Raw genomic sequence first — 16,925 nt, forward strand, 5'->3', positions numbered from 1 at the left:
TGTCAGTCTCAGATCTGTTTTTTCTCGCTGCCGCACTGATGCTGTCACTGCATTTCAACCTGAACAGCCGTTACGCTGTACGGATTGCGCCTCTGCCGCTCACCGCCATACAGCTCAGTATGACCGGCTTGGTGGCGCTTGCCATGTCAGCCCTGTTAGAAGCTGAAGCGGTCAATCTCAACAGCTCATTACTTGGCTGGTTGATTGCCAGTATTGTGATCGGTACTTGCCTGCGTTTTTTCCTGCAGGTCAAAGCTCAGGGCATGGCGAGTGCCAGCCATGCGGCGGTTATCATGACGTTGGAACCGGTATGGGCCAGTCTGATTGGAATGCTGCTGTACGCGGAGCGCATGACCGGGCTACAACTGATCGGTTGCGGCCTGATCTTTAGTGCCCTGTTGGTTAGTCGCTGGCGTTTTCTGTTACGTCGCCCAGCACGTAACCAGTGTTAATTTTCTACGCTGCTTGTTTAAAATAAAAAGCAACGTGCTATAATCGCATATCAATTTAATTTTTTATTACTTAAAGGCATACAGCCACAAGGTTAACCCTCAGTGATCCAATTTGAACGTGTGCACAAGACTTACAAAGTCAGTGGGCGCGAGATTACGGCGCTGGAAACCTGCAACCTGCATATCCCGCAGGGGCAGATTTTCGGACTTATCGGCCACTCCGGAGCCGGTAAAAGTACTCTGTTGCGTCTGATAAACCGTCTGGAAGAGCCCAGTGGCGGCCGTATTCTCGTAGCCAACGAAGATGTGACTGCACTGGATGCCAAGGGCCTCAGACGCTTTCGCCAAGGGATGGGCATGATCTTCCAGCATTTCAATTTACTGGCATCCAAAACAGTCGCCGATAATGTTTCCATGCCATTAAAACTGGCTGGTGAGCATTCAAGTGCACAGATTCGTGAACGCGTAGCGATACTGCTCAAGCGTGTCGGTCTCAGCGATCATGCACAAAAATATCCGGCGCAATTATCCGGTGGGCAAAAACAACGTGTTGGCATCGCCAGAGCCCTGGCCACAGAACCGAAAATCCTGCTGTGTGATGAAGCCACCAGCGCACTGGACCCTCAGACCACCGCTCAGGTTCTGCAATTGCTGAACGAACTCAATCGTGAGCTGAATCTGACCATTGTACTGATCACCCATGAGATGGATGTCATTCGCCGCGTCTGTGATCAGGTCGCCGTGATGGATGCGGGTCACATTGTAGAGCAAGGCCCGGTAGCAGACGTCTTCCTGCATCCCAAACACCCGACGACACGACGCTTTGTGTATGAAGCCGAACAGCTGGATGAACAGGAGATGGCCACTGACTTTGCCCGGGTCGAAGGCCGGATTGTACGCCTGACCTTCCAGGGTGAAGCCACCTATGCGCCACTACTTGGCCAAATTGCACGTCAATCTGGCGTCGATTACAGCATACTAGCCGGGCGCATCGACCATATACGCGATACCCCTTACGGACAGTTAACCCTGTCACTGGTCGGGGGTGATGCCAGTGCAGCGATCCAACAGCTGCAAGCAGCCCAGGTTACCGTTGAGGTACTGCGCACATGAATCAGTTTTTTAGTAATGTAGACTGGTACGACATCTGGATGGCAACCCTGGATACCCTGCTGATGCTGGGCGGCTCCATGCTGTTTACACTGTTGCTGGGTTTGCCGCTGGGAATTCTGCTGTTTATGACCGGCCCCAAGCAGATGTTTGAGCAGAAAGGGCTGTATGCGCTGTTGTCTTTTTTCGTCAACGTCCTACGCTCCCTGCCCTTCATCATTCTACTCATAGTGATGATTCCGTTGACGCTGATGATTACCGGTACCTCACTAGGTGTTGCAGGCGCGATTCCTCCTTTGGTGGTCGGTGCCACGCCCTTCTTCGCCAGACTGGTTGAAACAGCGCTGCGTGAAGTGGATCGCGGCATCATTGAAGCGACTCAGGCCATGGGTGCTAATACCCGTCAGATTATTATCAACGCCCTGTTGCCCGAGGCTCGCCCCGGCATTATTGCCGCAACGACGGTAACAGCCATTACGCTGGTTTCCTACACCGCCATGGCGGGTGTTGTGGGTGCAGGCGGACTGGGTGACCTGGCGATACGTTATGGTTACCAGCGCTTCCAGACCGATGTTATGGTCGTGACGGTGGTGCTGTTATTGATACTGGTACAGATCTTACAAATGCTTGGAGATCGTCTGGTTGTTCATTATTCACGCAAGTGAATGCATTTTATTACCAATGGAGAGAAACAATGAAAAAACTGTTTGTAGCCTTTGCTGCACTGGCGGCTTTCTCAGTACAGGCCGAAACCCTGAGTGTTGCGGCTACGGCTGTGCCCCATGCTGAAATTCTGGAATTCGTAAAACCGGGTCTCGCTGAACAGGGCGTAGATCTGCAGATTAGTGTTTTCACTGACTATGTGCAGCCCAATGTACAAGTGTCAGAAAAGCGCATTGATGCTAATTTTTTCCAGCATCAGCCCTACCTGGATGAGTTTAATGCCTCTCGCGGCACAGAGCTGGTAACCGTAGCAGGTATCCATGTTGAACCCTTTGGTGCCTACTCAGCCAAGCACACTCAGCTTGATGAACTGCCACGCCGTGCAGAAGTTGCCATTCCCAACGATGCTACCAATGGCGGTCGCGCCCTGCTACTGCTGCAAACGGCAGGTCTGATCACGCTAAAACCTGAAGCCGGTATCACCGCAACACCACGTGATATTGCCGACAACCCGCTGCAGTTGCGTATTCGTGAAATTGAAGCTGCTACTTTGCCACGCGTAATGAACCAGGTGGATCTGGCGTTGATCAACACCAACTATGCATTGGAAGCTGGCTTGTCACCGCAAGACGATGCACTGGTAATTGAAGGCAGTGAGTCACCTTATGTCAACATTCTGGTGACGCATGCAGACAGTACTGAAAATGCTGCCTTACAGGCGCTGATTGAGGCGCTTAAAACGGATGCTGTGCGTGAGTTTATCCTTGAGAAATATGAAGGCGCTGTCGTACCGGCCTTCTAAATAGTCGCTAAAGACTCAGGCATCTATTAGATGCCCTTTTTTGTATACAAGGCTAGGGGATCAAAATGGTTGAACCCGTGGTCTTGCGGCTTTGCAAAGCATCCTGCGCTTTGCCTACATCCGCCAGCGCATAACGATTGGCAATGTCTATGTGAATTTTGCCACTACCGATCATGCCGAAGAAATCGTCACACATCATCTCCAGTCGCTCACGGGTATCGGCATAGCCGTTCAGGCTTGGCCGGGTTACAAACAACGCGCCCTTTTGGTTCAGAATAGCCAGGTTAACCCCATCCACCGGTCCGGATGAGTTGCCGAAGCTGACCATCAAAGAGCGTGGTTTGAGGCAATCCAGCGAAGTGATCCAGGTATCCTTACCCACTGAGTCATAGACAACGTCACACATGGCCCCCTGAGTCAGCTCACGCACCCCTTCCACCACCGACTCTTCGGAATAATTGATCGTCGCCCAGGCGCCATTCTGCGTCGCCAGCGCGGCTTTTTCTGCCGAGCTGACCGTGCCGATCAGTTTAACTCCCAGTGCACGGGCCCATTGGCAGGCAATCGACCCCACGCCACCCGCTGCCGCATGAAACAGAATCGTTTCACCACCTTGCAGTGCACGCGTCTGACGCAACAGATACTGCACCGTCAGACCCTTGAGCATACTTGCTGCCGCAGTTTCGAAATCGATAAAGTCCGGTAACCGGATAACCTTATCAGCTGGCAAGGTGTGTTGCTGAGCATAGGCACCCAAGGGCCCTTGTGCATAGGCGACCCGATCCCCTTCTTTCAGATAAGTCACGCCCTCGCCCACAGCCTCTACATAGCCTGCCCCTTCAGTACCCAGCCCGGAAGGCATGGATGGAGCCGGATACAAGCCGGTCCGGAAGTAGATATCGATAAAATTCAGGCCAATCGCCTGGTTGCGAACCCGCACCTCACCCGGCCCCGGATCGCGTGCGACAACATCCACTAACGCCAGTACGCTGGAATCACCGGTTTGGGAAAACTGGATACGCTGACTCATGATTACTCTCCGTTGTTATATTCAGACATGAAAAAGGCCAGTTATACTGACCTTTCAGGATTTAAATTCAGTGGGGAGTCTCCCTCCAATCGATCAGGTAGTAATCCTTATTCTACCTCACTAATCAAGGCACCGTAGCCCTGCGCCTCCATCTCTTCCAGTGGAATAAACCTCATCGCCGCCGAGTTCATACAGTAACGCAGGCCAGTAGGAGCCGGACCATCACTGAATACATGTCCCAGGTGCGAGTCGGCGAAGCGACTGCGGATTTCAGTGCGTACAGTGAAAAAGCTTCTATCCTCTTTCTCCACTACCCAATCCGATTTAATCGGTTGAGTGAAACTGGGCCAGCCGGTACCTGAGTCGTACTTGTCACGGGATGAAAACAATGGCTCGCCGGATACGATATCCACATAGATACCTGGGCGTTTTTCATCATTGTATTCATTGCTGAAAGCGCGCTCAGTACCATCTTCTTGAGTGACATAATACTGCTTCTCAGTCAGTTGAGCTTTGAGTTCATTGTCACTTGGTTTCTCAAATGTATCGGGACTGAATCCAGGAACACCTGGATCAGTCTGCCCGGCTGTATTGCTGTTTTGCGGACGGTACTGGGAATAATCCACTTCCATAGCATCGCCCCAGACAGATTCAATAAACTGATAGCGCCCTGAGTTAAAGGTATAATACTTGTAACGCAGTGGATTCTTGTCGTAGTAATCCTGGTGGTAGTCTTCGGCATCGTAGAAGGTTTTGAAAGAAACAATTTCGATCACCACCGGATCATCATAGCGGCCAGATGCTTCCAGTTCAGCAACGGAGGCTTCGGCCGCCAGTTTCTCTGCTTCGTTATGATAAAAAACCGCCGGACGATATTGCTTACCACGGTCTACGTACTGACCGTCTGCATCCGTCGGGTTAGCCGTGCGCCACAGAGCCTGCAACAGACCTTCGTAAGTGATCGCCTGTGGATCGTAATAGACCTGTACGGCTTCAGTATGGCCAGTCATTCCACCGGCGACCTGCTGATAGTTCGGATTGACTTCATCACCACCGCTGTAACCGGATACCGCCTCTACCACACCCGGCACTTTTTCAAAGGCTTCTTCCACGCACCAGAAACAACCACCGGCGAAAGTAGCAACAGCCAGATCAGGATCGTCTGGAGCGTATTTCGAATCCATATCGCTGGATGCACTCAGTTGGAATCCCGCCAGCACTATGGCAGCCGTTGTGAACATCAATAACAGATAGCGTTTCATAACCTTAACCTCTTGTCCTGTGAATACTTTACTCAGTTTGACTGCTATTAATCACAGGCCGTTCTCCGATTTATTACTTTTTTATAACGATGGATCATTCAGGCACGTATACCGGTAAGCCTATACTGAAGGATGCCCCCCAGTGGCGCGATTTTCAACACGGATTTCTCCGCCCTGAATCACCATGATTCGGCGGGCTATGGCCAGTCCGAGCCCGGCATGTCCGGCTCCAGAGGCATCCCCCGATAGAAGGTTCAAAGATATGCGGCAGATCCTGCTCTGGTATACCTGGGCCAGTGTCGCGCACACATACCTCTGGTACGCCGCTCTCCTGACTAAGGATCACTTCTATACACCCGCCTGCGGGACTGTATGCTATGGCATTTCCGATCAGGTTATCCAGCACACGTTCGGTCATGGCCAGATCTGCGTAGACTGTAGGCAAATCCGGGTCACCGCTCAGAGTGAGCTGCAGTTGATTCTCTTGAGCGGCCTGGCCGTGCTTCTGCACCACATCGTGCACCAGTTCGGCGAGCGGAAACGCCTCAGGCACAGGTTGTTTCTCCCGGGCTTCAAGAGCGGCCAACTCGAACAGCTCATCTACCAGGCGGCTTAAACGCCGACCTTCTTTAAGGGCGATATCCAGGAAGCGGTCCTGCTCTTGCTCACTAAGACGATCACGTCGCAATTTCAGGCTTTCGATATAACCTGCATGGATGCCAAGGGGGTACGCAGATCATGGGACACCTGAGCTACCAACTGACGCCGCTGAGCATCTTTTTCTGTTAATTGCTCGATCTGAGTGGCAATCCGCTGAGCCATATCATCAAAGGTCACACCCAGATAGTCTATTTCGTCACGTATCTCTGGACGTTTATCGCGCCAGGTGACCGGTGGTTTCTGGGTCATATCGCTGTTTTCGAACGCCTCTACCAACTGGGTCAGGTCTGTCAGACGGCGGGTCAGCAAACGAAAAATGGCCAACCCCGCCACCATCACTACAGCCAGGCTAATCAACAACGCCCAAACACTTAACTCCAGCATCTGGCCACTCCGGGCCAGGGTTTCGGCGGCATCGTATTCTTCACCCCGCAGTACCACATACAGATAGCCATCCGGGTTCTCTACTGAGGGCACGGGTGTTACGGAAAATATTTTCTGTCGGTCATGGCTGCGCGGATCATCGCCAAGCACAGGATAAAGGTCCATATCCTCCATCAGCCGATGAAGCGGTTCCAGTGAGACCTGCTTACGTTTAATCTTTTCCGGATCAGCCGAGTAAGAAAGAATACTGCCATCCAGGTCCAGCAGATATATTTCGATGCTGGGATTGATGGTCATGTAGAGGGCAAACAGCTCTTCCAGCGCGCTGCGATCCAGTTGCCCCTCACTGACCAGATTTCTGTCTGATACCAGGTTCTGTGCCAGATCTCTGTGCAACGCCTGATTTACTGACGCACTGTATTCGCGTAACGAATAGAGGCTGATAAAGGTATACAGCAGGCCAACGGCCAGTAACAATAAAAACAACCCCAGAGCCAGCCGGGTGTAGAGTGTTTTCAACATGTGTTATTCCCGAAAGCGATAGCCCACCCCCCAGACAGTCTGGATAAACTCTGGCTGAGCCGGATGGGTTTCAATCTTGCCTCGCAAGCGATTGATGTGGGTATTGACGGTATGCTCATAGCCTTCATGGTTATAACCCCAGACACTATCCAGCAGCTGTACACGACTGAATACCCGACCCGGATGGCTGGCAAAATGCCACAGCAAGTCGAACTCTCGTGCCGTGAGCTCCACCTCCTGATCCCTTACAAACACCCGCCGGCGTACCGGATCAATACGCAGTGCATCAACCATCAACTCGTCACCGCTGATTTCTACCGCTGGCGCAGAGGCCATGGCATCCACCCGCCGGAACAGCGCTTTCACCCTCGCCGCAAGCTCGGCCACGCTGAAGGGCTTGGTGAGGTAATCATCCGCCCCCATTTCCAGACCCAGGACCCGATCCAGCTCAGAGCTTTTAGCTGTCAGCATCAGTACCGGTACATAGCCTGCGCCGGAACGTATTTCACGACACACCGACAAGCCATCCAGTCCGGGCAACATCAGATCAAGAATCACGAGATCAATATCACCTTCACGAAACCGCTCAAGACCGGTATCCCCCCGCTCACAAAGAATGGGGTTCATGCCAAGTTCGGCTACGTGCATACGCACCAGCTCACCAATGCCCGGGTTATCTTCAACTATCAGTACATTTCGAGTCATAGCATCCTGGTAGTGAACTTATTCATACTAAATTTCTCCCTAAGGATTCCAACCAGCCAATCTGGCAGGCTGCAACCCCATCATCGCTCTGGAGCATCACAGGAGAGTCACGCCGTATTTAACAGTGTATCGCGGAAAGATAACAAATGTATCACAGACGATTAGAATTGCAGCGACAGCTTTCTACACACCTTGTCACTATTAATGAACCCTGGCTGTCATGGGTAAATGTTCAACCCAAGTTCGCTCCGGCGCAGTAAGCGGATGCTGTTTATTTTCAAAATGTCGCAACCCCTCTCGTCTCAACCGACCACTTTCCTGAATTAATGTCAGGGCTGTGCTAGGTGGCACGCACAAAGCTTCTGAGGCCTGCTTGAAACGTGTCTGATAGGTTTCTAGAATTGATAAACAGCGTGTCCAACGTTCCTGTCGTGCATAAAGGTCCGCCAGGTTCTGCACACTAATCGACAGGCAAATGACTTCCGTCATCCCTGATTTTTCATGTGTGTTTTGTACGTCATCTTGTGACTCGAGTACCTGCTGCATCAACTGAATTGAACGTTTGTAAAGTGTTTCAGCAACCGCATTACACTGCTTGCCAAATGCCTCATTCGCTTGTCGTGTCAGGTATTTCCATTGCTCAATTGCATTCATCGGAAGGGCTCCTTAATCCTCTAGGGTAACTTTCATACCTATACTAGTTGCTTTTTTATTGAATGCAAATAATAATAATTCTTATTATTATAAAAGGAGAGCGATATGACATATACCCTTCCACCCCTGCCTTATGGCTATGCTGATCTTGAACCGCACATAGATACCATGACCATGGAAATTCACCACACTCGCCATCATCAGACTTACGTTAATGGGCTGAATGCGGCTGTGGAAAATACAGATTACGCACAAGATACACTGGAGGAACTACTGCGTAAGTGCAACACCCTGCCTGAAGCTATTCAGAATGCTGTGCGTAACCATGGCGGCGGACATGCCAATCACAGCTTATTCTGGCAAGTCATGTCACCTCAAGGTGGTGGAACGCCAACAGACGGTTTACTAACAGCGATCAATGCTGCCTTTGGTAGCTATGACCAGTTTAAACAACGCTTCATCGATGCGGCCGTGAAGCGCTTTGGCAGTGGCTGGGCCTGGTTGGTGGTGAACCCGGAAACCAGTCAACTCGAAGTGACCAGCAGCGCCAATCAGGATAGCCCCTTAATGGACCATTTGATCCCCATTCTGGGATTGGATGTCTGGGAACATGCCTACTATCTGAAATACCAGAACAAACGCCCAGAGTATATTGCGGCGTTCTTTAATGTGGTGAATTGGCAGCAGGTTGAACAATTTTACCAAGACGCTATTGGATAAGCGGGTTAAAGCTAGCGAGTGTCATCCTTCGGACTGCTGTTTTTCATGTAAGAGCAGCGCACGCTTGCGCTCAACGCCCCATCGATAGCCGCTTACATTGCCATCACTGCGTACCACGCGATGACAAGGTATGACGACCGCAAGTTTATTGGCGGCACAGGCTTGTGCGACAGCACGCACGGCTTTTGGAGAGCCGATCTGGCAGGCTATATCCGTATAGCTTACGGTGCTGCCGGGTGGGACTGAACGCAGCGCATTCCAGACACGTTCCTGGAATGCGCTGCCCTGAATGTCCAGAGGGAGTTCAATTGCACTGCTGGGTGCTTCTACAAAAGCAATAACTGACTCAATTATAGCTGTGAGTTCTATGCCCCCCTCTTGCAAAAGTGCTTTGCGGAAACGCGCTTGTACCAGCGCAGGTAAGCTGTCTGGATTGTCGCCAAACTCGATGGCACAAATGCCGCGGTCGGTTACGGCCACGATGATCCAGCCAAGAAAACACGGCGCCAGTGCATAACGAATCGTTAATCCTTCTGCTGCTTTGCGATAGTCAGACGGTGTCATAGCCAGACGATCCCGGGTTTTGTCGTAAGCACGGCTACTCGAACTGAAGCCTGCATCGTAGATTGCCGCCGTGACAGATTCTTCGCTATGCAGGCTATCCCGAAAACGCAGTGTCTGTTGCCGGGTAGCATATTGTTTCGGGGTCACCCCAACGATCTTCTTGAACAATCGATGAAAGTACCAGGGGCTCAAGCCGGCTTCTGCAGCAAGCTGGTCCAACGCTTGGCGGGTCTCAGCCTGTTCAATATGACGGCACGCTTGAACGATAAGTGCCACCGATGCCTTAGTGTTATTTGTCATCCCTAAAGCCTCCGATTTTATACGCTGTGAGCCAGCTTGCGTCGCAACAAAGCCAATGGACGTCCATCAATCGCTGCCAGTCCAAGCCCAATAAGTGCCATTCCAGCAAGGTGTTTCGGCTCAAGTTGCTCACCGAGAACGGCTGTACCGAGCAGAATAGCACTGATGGGGATAAGAAAAGTTACCAGCAATAGATTGGTTGCACCGGCTGTCGCCAGGATACGGAAATAAAGAATATAGGCGAGCGCCGTTGAAAACAAGGCGAGCCCAAGAACCGCTCCCCAGACCTCCACGGCTGGCAGAGGTTGGAGCCAAGGCTGTTCAGCCACAAGCGCTAAGGGTATCAGCACGATCGCCGAGGCTGTAACTTGCCCCGTAGCTGTGACCAAAGGTGGGCACCCCAGTGTGCGAAAGCGCCTACCAAAGATACCGGCGCAAGCGTAGGAGATTGCTGCGCCAAGAACAGCAAGCTGGGCGAGTGTGTTAGTGTTGATACCCTCAAGCGCATCGGTACCTACCATTGCTACAACACCGGCGATACCGAGCATGACCCCAAGGAAACGCCCTCCGGTCAGCTTCTCATCACCGGTTAAGTAGTGTGCGGCGAGCACAGTAAAAAATGGGGTTGACGCATTAAGAATCGAAGCGTGACCGCTGGTGATATGTATCTGACCCCAGACGATCAGGCTAAAAGGTATCATGTTATTGAGAAAACCCATGCCAAAGAAGGCAGTCCACACCGGACGATCTTTCGGCATCCTCAACCCCATGACCACCACAATCAGGTTGAGCGCAACCGCGGCTAACCCGACGCGTAACGCAACAATCGTCAGTGGTCCCAAGGCATCAACGGCAACCTCGACAAAAAAGAATGATCCTCCCAGAGCACTGACAAGGCTATCAGCAGCAACCACTCTAGCAGCCCCATTGAACGATTCACGGCTTGCATGTGCATTCTTCCTTCTGTTCTTTGAATGCACTCAATTTAGGGGGATTTGAAAGCTGTAACACTCCGATTCTTGCGGTGTAATTTAACAGTCAGGAAGTTAATCGACTAATTCTATTGTTAAAGTTGGCTTAGGGTAGCTGGCTTACCGGCTGCGGTGATTCAACCTCAGCGTCTGTAAGTTCGCCGACTGAATCCTTGATGATCTCACGCGCAATAGCTGTTTCCTGCTCGTTTCGGGTCTCGACCACCAATACAACATGGCCTTGTGCGATCGCATCGCAACCAGATCTGAAAGCCAGCCTTCTTTATCGCCTGGGGTGGATGTAGTAGTGCCAGCGGCAGCGCCTAATAATCCCCCTAAGCTCGCACCCCAACCAATCAACATCAGCGGGGCAACCAACGGGCTAGCGACAAACAGTGATACGCTGGTGGCTGTCAGCGCTACGCTACCAAGCACGCCGATACCAGCACCAACACCCGTACCGACAGCACCATCCACCATTATATCCTTCAGGGTGCCGTCGCTCTTCCCTTCTGGCGCGGGCGTAGCTGAGTTGGAATCGGCTGAAAAGATATGCATTTGTTCTCGGGACAAGCCTTTATTAACCAGCTTTGAAAGTGCATTTTCAGCTTCGACGAGATGACCAAAAAATCCTGATACATGGTGACGATATTCGTTCATAATATTTCTCCAGAGGATGACCTTTGCAACACGGATAAAATTTAAGTCTGTCCAATGGAATCCATTGTGTCTGTACGATATCACACACTGTTAAACCTGGATCTGCTAGCACACCTTTTTACTCTTGTTGAGCCAGCTTACGCAGTACAAAGTGCAATATACCGCCGTGCTGGTAGTACTGGAACTCATTGGGCGTATCGATACGCACTTTGGCTTCGAAACTGACCTCTCCGCCGCTGTCTTTTTTGGCTGTTACCGTCACTCGCCTGGTGTCCTGTTCCACAGCAGGGACAGAGAAGTATTCACTGCCATCAAGATCTAACGAATCGGCGCTTTGCCCATCAACAAACTCCAGCGGCAAAATACCCATACCCACCAGATTGGAGCGGTGAATACGTTCATAGCTTCGCGCGATCACTAACTTCACACCCAATAATGCCGGACCCTTGGCTGCCCAGTCTCTGGAGGAACCTGTGCCATATTCTTTACCTGCCAGTACGATCAGCGGCGTGCCCTGCTCCTTGTACTTCATTGCCGCGGCGTAGATCGACATGGACTTGTTATCAGGAAAATAACAGGTGGCGCTACCTTCGGTTCCCGGTGCCAGCAGATTCTTCAGTCTGACATTGGCAAAGGTGCCACGCATCATCACCTCATGATTACCGCGTCTGGAACCATAGGAATTAAAGTCTTTCGGTTCGACCCCCTGCTGTTGCAGGTACTCACCGGCGGGACTGTCGGACTTGATCGCCCCGGCTGGTGAAATATGGTCGGTAGTAATACTGTCACCTACTTTAACCAGGCAGCGGGCATCTGTTATTGTTGATACTTTATCAGGCTCGGCTTTAAGGCCGTCAAAGAAAGGGGGTTTGCGGACATAGCTGGAATCCGGCCACTGGTAACGGTCCGAGTCGTCCACATCCAGGTTGCGCCAATTGGCATCGCCTTTAAACACATCGGCATAACGCTCGGTAAAGTCTTTGGCGTGCACATGGGCATGAATACTTTGCTGGATGGCTTCGCTACTGGGCCAAATGTCTTTCAGGTACACATCCTTACCTTGGATATCCTGTCCCAGCGGCTCCTTGTACAAATCGATATTCATGCTACCAGCCAGGGCATAAGCCACCACCAGTGGCGGTGAAGCCAGATAATTGGTGTGCACATCCTGATGAATGCGGCCTTCAAAATTACGGTTTCCTGAGAGTACCGAAGAAACCAGCAGATTGGCCTGTTTGATTGCCGCACTGATCGGTTCGGGCAATGGGCCGGCATTACCAATACAGGTGGTACAACCATAACCTACGAGGTAAAAACCCAGCGCTTCAAGATCATCCATCAGGCCCGCCTGTTTGAGATAGCCCGTGACTACCTGCGAACCAGGAGCCAGACTGGTCTTCACCCAGGGTTTGGTTTTCAGGCCCAGTTTGCGGGCATTTTGTGCCAGCAGACCAGCGGCCATCAGCACCGCCGGATTAGAGGTATTGGTGCAACTGGTGATGGCCGCAATCACCACATCACCATGGGTCAGGGAGAAGGTTTCGCCCCGATAACTCACCTCGACTTTATCCGCATCACCAACATCATCATGGCCTACAGCGGTGCTGCCGCCCTCACCTTCAAACCGGGCAATCAGTTGCTGTTGCATTTGCTGATGCTCGTCGACCAGTTGGGTGAATTCAGCTTTGGTATCAGTCAAACTGATTCTGTCCTGCGGGCGTTTTGGCCCAGCGATGGAAGGCACCAGTGCTGATAAATCCAGCTCCAACAGATCGGAATAGTCAGCCTCGGGCGTGTTGTCATCGTGCCACAACCCCATCTTTTGCATATAGCAGCGCACCAGCTCGATCTGTGTATCGCTACGGCCAGTCAGGCGCATATACTTCAAGGTTTCTTCATCAACCGGGAAGATACCGCAGGTCGCGCCGTATTCCGGTGCCATATTGGCGATAGTGGCACGGTCAGCCAGGCTGAGCTGACGCAGACCCGGACCGAAGAACTCCACAAATTTACCCACCACGCCCAACTTGCGTAGCTGCTCCGTAACGGTCAGCACCAGATCCGTCGCGGTGATTCCTTCAGGCATGGCGCCACTGAGCTTCACACCAACCACCTGTGGGATCAGCATGCTGATGGGCTGGCCCAACATGGCCGCCTCGGCTTCAATACCGCCAACTCCCCAGCCAAGAATACCAAGACCATTAATCATCGTGGTATGAGAATCAGTGCCCACCAGAGTATCAGGATACAGCACACCGTCGCGTTCAAAGGTCACCCGGGCCAGGTATTCCAGATTGACCTGGTGAACAATGCCAGTACCTGGCGGCACCACCTTGAAGTTATCAAAGGCCTGCTGACCCCAGCGCAGGAACTGATAACGCTCCTTGTTACGCTGCATCTCAATTTCAGTATTTTTGCTGAAAGAATCGGCGGCACCGTATTCGTCCACCATGACCGAGTGATCTATCACCAACTCGACAGGGGTAAGCGGATTAATTCTATCGGCTGGCTTACCAAGTTGTTGCATAGCATCGCGCATGACAGCAAGATCCACAATCACGGGGACACCGGTAAAGTCCTGTAACAACACGCGCGCAGGCACAAAGGCAATCTCTTTATCCGGCTCGGCTTTGGGCTGCCAGTTCACCAGCGCTTCGATGTCTTCATCGCTGACAAAGTCCTGATCCGCGTGGCGAAGCATATTTTCCAACAGAATTTTTAAACTGTAAGGCAATCGGTGAGGATTAAATTTGTCAGTCAGGGCATCAAAAGGATAGTACTGATATGAACGGCCTTGATGCGCAAGAGTGGCTGACTTTGCATAAGCTGATGACATGTTGCCTCCTTGGTTTTCTCCCCATGATGACCCGTATATAACGGATAAACAAAATACCAGTTTCGTTATATGGGCCGGATACGTCGGTGCTATATCGCACACTGAAAGATCGCACACTGAAAGCCTAAGCGAGAGAAAATCGCCATAAGTACCATAGCGCACTGACAGTCCGGCTGATACCGCGTAATTTTAGCAGACAATTAGCAGATGAACTGACTAAACACTTCTTGGGAGTGAAACCACTTTGAATACTATGCAGAACAACAAAGCCCGAAGCGCTACGATAAAGGCCACGCTACTCATCGCCCTGTTAGCCATGATTGCCGTTCTGGCTGGCTGCGACCAAGGCGAGCAGACCCCTAATAACCCACCTGTTGAACAGCCTGTTGCGCCACCTGCGGAGCCACCTGTTGAGCCATCTGCTACTGAGCCAACAGTTGAACCACCAGTTGAACCATCGGCTGAGAAACCGCAGCCCCTGGGACAAACTATGGAGATTGATGGGTTTATGCTCCGGGCCAATGTTAGCCGTACCGACGACCTACCCGATGCCATGGCTCAACAATACGGTATCAGTGCCGATCCAGACCTTTCCCTGCTCAACCTGGTCATACTGGAAAACCAATCAGATCAGCAGGACGCGACTGTTTCCGCTGAAGTAAGTGCGCAATACGAAAGCCTGACCGGTCAGCTCGCCGACATTGAGATGCGCACAGTCGAAGCGGACGGCTATGTATCTTACATCGGCACCCTGGACACCAGCTCAGAGCATATTTTTAAAATCCTTATCAAGGCGCAGCCTGCAAACACAGACCAGGTACTTGAGATGGAATTCGAAGTACAGCTCGACACGCACGACACGCCATACACCGAGTAGCGTTGATCGCCAAGAAAGCCTACAGATCCATTTTAGGTAATGGATCTGTAAGGTGGCTGTTATCTTGCACCTTCACCATGAGAATCTTTATCGGTAGCCTTCAACATTGCGCGAATGCGGTCAATGTGGACTTGAGAATCTTTAGCTCGCTGGGAGATCGATGAAGATGATTGTTTGCTTTCATTCTTACTCATAGTGACCAGTAGATTCTGGCGCTCCTCAAACATTCTAAGTGCCACCCAGAGGGTTTCTTCAATTTTTACAGTTTGTTGCGCCAACAACGCCGAGGAAGTAAACGCATGGCCTGTATGACAGCGATACCTTAACAGCTTTCCTTCCGTCATTTGCCATAGCACCCCACCACAGTCCGGACAATTATACGGCACCTGTTCACCAAGCGCCTGAACCGCAGGCAAATCGCTTAAAACCCGCTGTGCTATCTTGGCCTCGATCATTATATCTTCCGGAGCTGGCTTGTTCTCTGGTAGATCTCTGCTTAACAGATCTGACAACACCGACCCCATTTCGGCTATTGGCAAACAATAATCAGCGCCAACATTGGCTATTACCGATTTTGGCATATCCGGATAAGACGCCTCCTCTGGATCCTGTGCAATGCAGACACCGCCACAGCGTTTGATAGCCATCATGCCGCTGGTACCATCATCCAGATACCCTGTCAGAATAATGCCAATGACACGATTGCCATAAGCCACGGCGGCTGAACGAAATAAGGGATCAATAGCCGGCCGTGAACGATTTTCTCTGGCACCTTTGGTAACCAGGATTTTCCCCTTCACGATCAGCATGTGTTGATCTGATGGCGCCAGATAAATATTACCGTTTTTGAATGCCTGTTTATCCTGTGCATGGACACAGGTAAGATGGCTGCTCTCATTTAAAGCCTTGACCAGCACGTCTCCGGTGGCGTCAGCACTCATGTGAGTAACGATAAAAACAGGAGCCGGAAAATTCTGCGGTAATTGCGTTACTAGTTTTTTTAATGCGTCCATGCCACCAGCGGATGCTCCAATAACTATGAGCATTGAACTTCTGTTTTTATTCATCACTACCTCCATCGATGGAGCAGGTTCACCACCGTCAACCAGGATACTTCACCCAATGACCTATGCTAACAAACTCTGCTGGGTTGATATGCGCTATTGGCCACATACTCAGGATCGTCTGGTGGAAAACTGGATATGACTACTCAGGTATTCTGCATATTTGTTGCTGTGTTGTGCCATTGCCAACGCGGAAAAATATAATAATAACCAGAATTAATCGCGTAGGTTAACGAGGGTTTAACCCCAGTTCTTGTTGTTTTCGCTTAGTTAAACCAAGCGACACAATGCGATAAGATTCTGATAAGTAATAGATTAACTCTTCGTCCAACTCACTGGATGTGCCTGTTTGCTGTATCCATTTCATTCCACGGTTTGCAAAGTAAGGTGCGGGGATGTAGCCATCCAGATCGCTGAGAAAATCAAAGTTTAAATCTGAAACTTTAAAAGTAAATGCTGGTTGTTTATCCTTTACCCAGCCACCAATCGCAAACACCTTACCGCCGACTTTCCATACATGAGCACCTCCCCATTGCACAACATGGGTCGTTGCGGGTAAAGAGCCACAAAAGTGATTGAACTCCTCATAGTTCATGCTTGGTATCCCCTGACCTTGCTTGTCTTACCGCATTTTAACTCGAAAAATCGCTACGAATATACTCGATAGCAACGAGGGGATAACACTACCC

At 51.1% G+C, this 16,925-nt stretch carries 18 protein-coding genes; 6 read left to right on the plus strand and 12 right to left on the minus strand.

Annotated features, from left to right (window positions below; genetic code table 11):
- The 4 genes from LH51_RS09380 to LH51_RS09395 all read left to right on the plus strand — a co-directional run.
- The coding region (locus LH51_RS09380; protein WP_036521819.1) for a DMT family transporter at window positions 1-452 on the plus strand (452 nt) is incomplete at its 5' end.
- 102 nt (window positions 453-554) lie between these two features.
- Window positions 555-1,565 (plus strand): methionine ABC transporter ATP-binding protein, encoded by a 1,011-nt coding sequence (locus LH51_RS09385; RefSeq protein WP_036521822.1) that lies wholly within the window; start codon window positions 555-557, stop codon window positions 1,563-1,565.
- Complete coding sequence (locus LH51_RS09390; RefSeq protein ID WP_036521824.1) at window positions 1,562-2,227, plus strand: methionine ABC transporter permease; 666 nt, start codon at window positions 1,562-1,564, stop codon at window positions 2,225-2,227. The genes LH51_RS09385 and LH51_RS09390 overlap by 4 nt, the downstream gene beginning before the upstream one ends.
- 29 nt (window positions 2,228-2,256) lie before the next feature.
- Entirely contained in the window at window positions 2,257-3,027 is a 771-nt protein-coding gene (locus tag LH51_RS09395; RefSeq protein ID WP_036521828.1) for a MetQ/NlpA family ABC transporter substrate-binding protein, read from the plus strand.
- A 52-nt stretch (window positions 3,028-3,079) separates the two neighbouring features.
- On the opposite strand, the gene LH51_RS09400 is transcribed toward LH51_RS09395, so the two are convergent.
- The 6 genes from LH51_RS09400 to LH51_RS09420 form a co-directional block, all read right to left on the minus strand.
- The gene (locus tag LH51_RS09400) at window positions 3,080-4,057 is read right to left on the minus strand and encodes an NADPH:quinone reductase (protein WP_036521830.1); all 978 of its coding nucleotides are present in this window, start codon (window positions 4,055-4,057) and stop codon (window positions 3,080-3,082) included.
- A 107-nt stretch (window positions 4,058-4,164) separates the two neighbouring features.
- Window positions 4,165-5,319, minus strand: a complete 1,155-nt coding sequence (msrB, locus tag LH51_RS09405) for a peptide-methionine (R)-S-oxide reductase MsrB (RefSeq protein ID WP_036521832.1) — start codon at window positions 5,317-5,319, stop codon at window positions 4,165-4,167.
- A 154-nt stretch (window positions 5,320-5,473) separates the two neighbouring features.
- Entirely contained in the window at window positions 5,474-6,007 is a 534-nt protein-coding gene (locus LH51_RS22540) for a sensor histidine kinase (RefSeq protein ID WP_235263642.1), read from the minus strand.
- Window positions 6,008-6,009: 2 nt separating this feature from the next.
- The gene (locus LH51_RS22545; protein WP_235263643.1) at window positions 6,010-6,885 is read right to left on the minus strand and encodes a hypothetical protein; all 876 of its coding nucleotides are present in this window, start codon (window positions 6,883-6,885) and stop codon (window positions 6,010-6,012) included.
- 3 nt (window positions 6,886-6,888) lie between these two features.
- Entirely contained in the window at window positions 6,889-7,590 is a 702-nt protein-coding gene (locus tag LH51_RS09415; protein WP_036521833.1) for a response regulator transcription factor, read from the minus strand.
- 201 nt (window positions 7,591-7,791) lie between these two features.
- Window positions 7,792-8,244, minus strand: coding sequence for a hypothetical protein (locus LH51_RS09420; RefSeq protein ID WP_036521835.1), 453 nt, complete (start codon window positions 8,242-8,244; stop codon window positions 7,792-7,794).
- A 105-nt stretch (window positions 8,245-8,349) separates the two neighbouring features.
- On the opposite strand from LH51_RS09420, the gene LH51_RS09425 reads away from it, so the two are divergent.
- The gene (locus LH51_RS09425; protein ID WP_036521837.1) at window positions 8,350-8,964 is read left to right on the plus strand and encodes a superoxide dismutase; all 615 of its coding nucleotides are present in this window, start codon (window positions 8,350-8,352) and stop codon (window positions 8,962-8,964) included.
- A 21-nt stretch (window positions 8,965-8,985) separates the two neighbouring features.
- On the opposite strand, the gene LH51_RS09430 is transcribed toward LH51_RS09425, so the two are convergent.
- The 4 genes from LH51_RS09430 to acnA all read right to left on the minus strand — a co-directional run bounded on the left by LH51_RS09430 (window position 8,986) and on the right by acnA (window position 14,295).
- On the minus strand, window positions 8,986-9,828 hold the full coding sequence (locus LH51_RS09430; protein WP_052063628.1) for a methylated-DNA--[protein]-cysteine S-methyltransferase: 843 nt from the start codon (window positions 9,826-9,828) through the stop codon (window positions 8,986-8,988).
- Window positions 9,829-9,845: 17 nt separating this feature from the next.
- Window positions 9,846-10,742 carry a DMT family transporter gene (locus LH51_RS09435; RefSeq protein ID WP_200881950.1) on the minus strand — a complete coding sequence of 299 codons (897 nt, stop codon included), beginning with the start codon at window positions 10,740-10,742 and terminating at the stop codon, window positions 9,846-9,848.
- A gap of 177 nt (window positions 10,743-10,919) precedes the next feature.
- Window positions 10,920-11,459, minus strand: a complete 540-nt coding sequence (locus LH51_RS09440) for a hypothetical protein (RefSeq protein WP_052063629.1) — start codon at window positions 11,457-11,459, stop codon at window positions 10,920-10,922.
- Window positions 11,460-11,577: 118 nt separating this feature from the next.
- Window positions 11,578-14,295, minus strand: a complete 2,718-nt coding sequence (gene acnA, locus LH51_RS09445) for an aconitate hydratase AcnA (protein ID WP_036521839.1) — start codon at window positions 14,293-14,295, stop codon at window positions 11,578-11,580.
- 253 nt (window positions 14,296-14,548) lie between these two features.
- Here acnA and LH51_RS20815 point away from each other — a divergent pair, with 253 nt between their 5' ends.
- Complete coding sequence (locus LH51_RS20815) at window positions 14,549-15,172, plus strand: DUF4426 domain-containing protein (protein WP_036521841.1); 624 nt, start codon at window positions 14,549-14,551, stop codon at window positions 15,170-15,172.
- 59 nt (window positions 15,173-15,231) lie between these two features.
- Here the strand turns inward: LH51_RS20815 and LH51_RS09455 are convergent, their stop codons facing one another.
- Complete coding sequence (locus LH51_RS09455; RefSeq protein ID WP_036521843.1) at window positions 15,232-16,239, minus strand: chemotaxis protein CheB; 1,008 nt, start codon at window positions 16,237-16,239, stop codon at window positions 15,232-15,234.
- Window positions 16,240-16,465: 226 nt separating this feature from the next.
- On the minus strand, window positions 16,466-16,831 hold the full coding sequence (locus LH51_RS09460) for an MmcQ/YjbR family DNA-binding protein (protein WP_036521844.1): 366 nt from the start codon (window positions 16,829-16,831) through the stop codon (window positions 16,466-16,468).
- Between the last annotated feature and the right edge of the window lie 94 nt (window positions 16,832-16,925).

The organism is Nitrincola sp. A-D6 (genome assembly GCF_000764495.1).
Lineage (GTDB): Bacteria > Pseudomonadota > Gammaproteobacteria > Pseudomonadales > Balneatricaceae > Nitrincola.

Bases quoted from the DNA above. Each gene is read 5' to 3' on its own strand.
- LH51_RS09390 (WP_036521824.1), top strand. From the start codon at position 1,562: ATGAATCAGTTTTTTAGTAATGTAGACTGGTACGACATCTGGATGGCA.
- LH51_RS09395 (WP_036521828.1), top strand. From the start codon at position 2,257: ATGAAAAAACTGTTTGTAGCCTTTGCTGCACTGGCGGCTTTCTCAGTA.
- LH51_RS09400 (WP_036521830.1), bottom strand. From the start codon at position 4,057: ATGAGTCAGCGTATCCAGTTTTCCCAAACCGGTGATTCCAGCGTACTG.
- msrB (WP_036521832.1), bottom strand. From the start codon at position 5,319: ATGAAACGCTATCTGTTATTGATGTTCACAACGGCTGCCATAGTGCTG.
- LH51_RS22545 (WP_235263643.1), bottom strand. From the start codon at position 6,885: ATGTTGAAAACACTCTACACCCGGCTGGCTCTGGGGTTGTTTTTATTG.
- LH51_RS09415 (WP_036521833.1), bottom strand. From the start codon at position 7,590: ATGACTCGAAATGTACTGATAGTTGAAGATAACCCGGGCATTGGTGAG.
- LH51_RS09420 (WP_036521835.1), bottom strand. From the start codon at position 8,244: ATGAATGCAATTGAGCAATGGAAATACCTGACACGACAAGCGAATGAG.
- LH51_RS09425 (WP_036521837.1), top strand. From the start codon at position 8,350: ATGACATATACCCTTCCACCCCTGCCTTATGGCTATGCTGATCTTGAA.
- LH51_RS09430 (WP_052063628.1), bottom strand. From the start codon at position 9,828: ATGACAAATAACACTAAGGCATCGGTGGCACTTATCGTTCAAGCGTGC.
- LH51_RS09440 (WP_052063629.1), bottom strand. From the start codon at position 11,459: ATGAACGAATATCGTCACCATGTATCAGGATTTTTTGGTCATCTCGTC.
- acnA (WP_036521839.1), bottom strand. From the start codon at position 14,295: ATGTCATCAGCTTATGCAAAGTCAGCCACTCTTGCGCATCAAGGCCGT.
- LH51_RS20815 (WP_036521841.1), top strand. From the start codon at position 14,549: ATGCAGAACAACAAAGCCCGAAGCGCTACGATAAAGGCCACGCTACTC.
- LH51_RS09455 (WP_036521843.1), bottom strand. From the start codon at position 16,239: ATGAATAAAAACAGAAGTTCAATGCTCATAGTTATTGGAGCATCCGCT.
- LH51_RS09460 (WP_036521844.1), bottom strand. From the start codon at position 16,831: ATGAACTATGAGGAGTTCAATCACTTTTGTGGCTCTTTACCCGCAACG.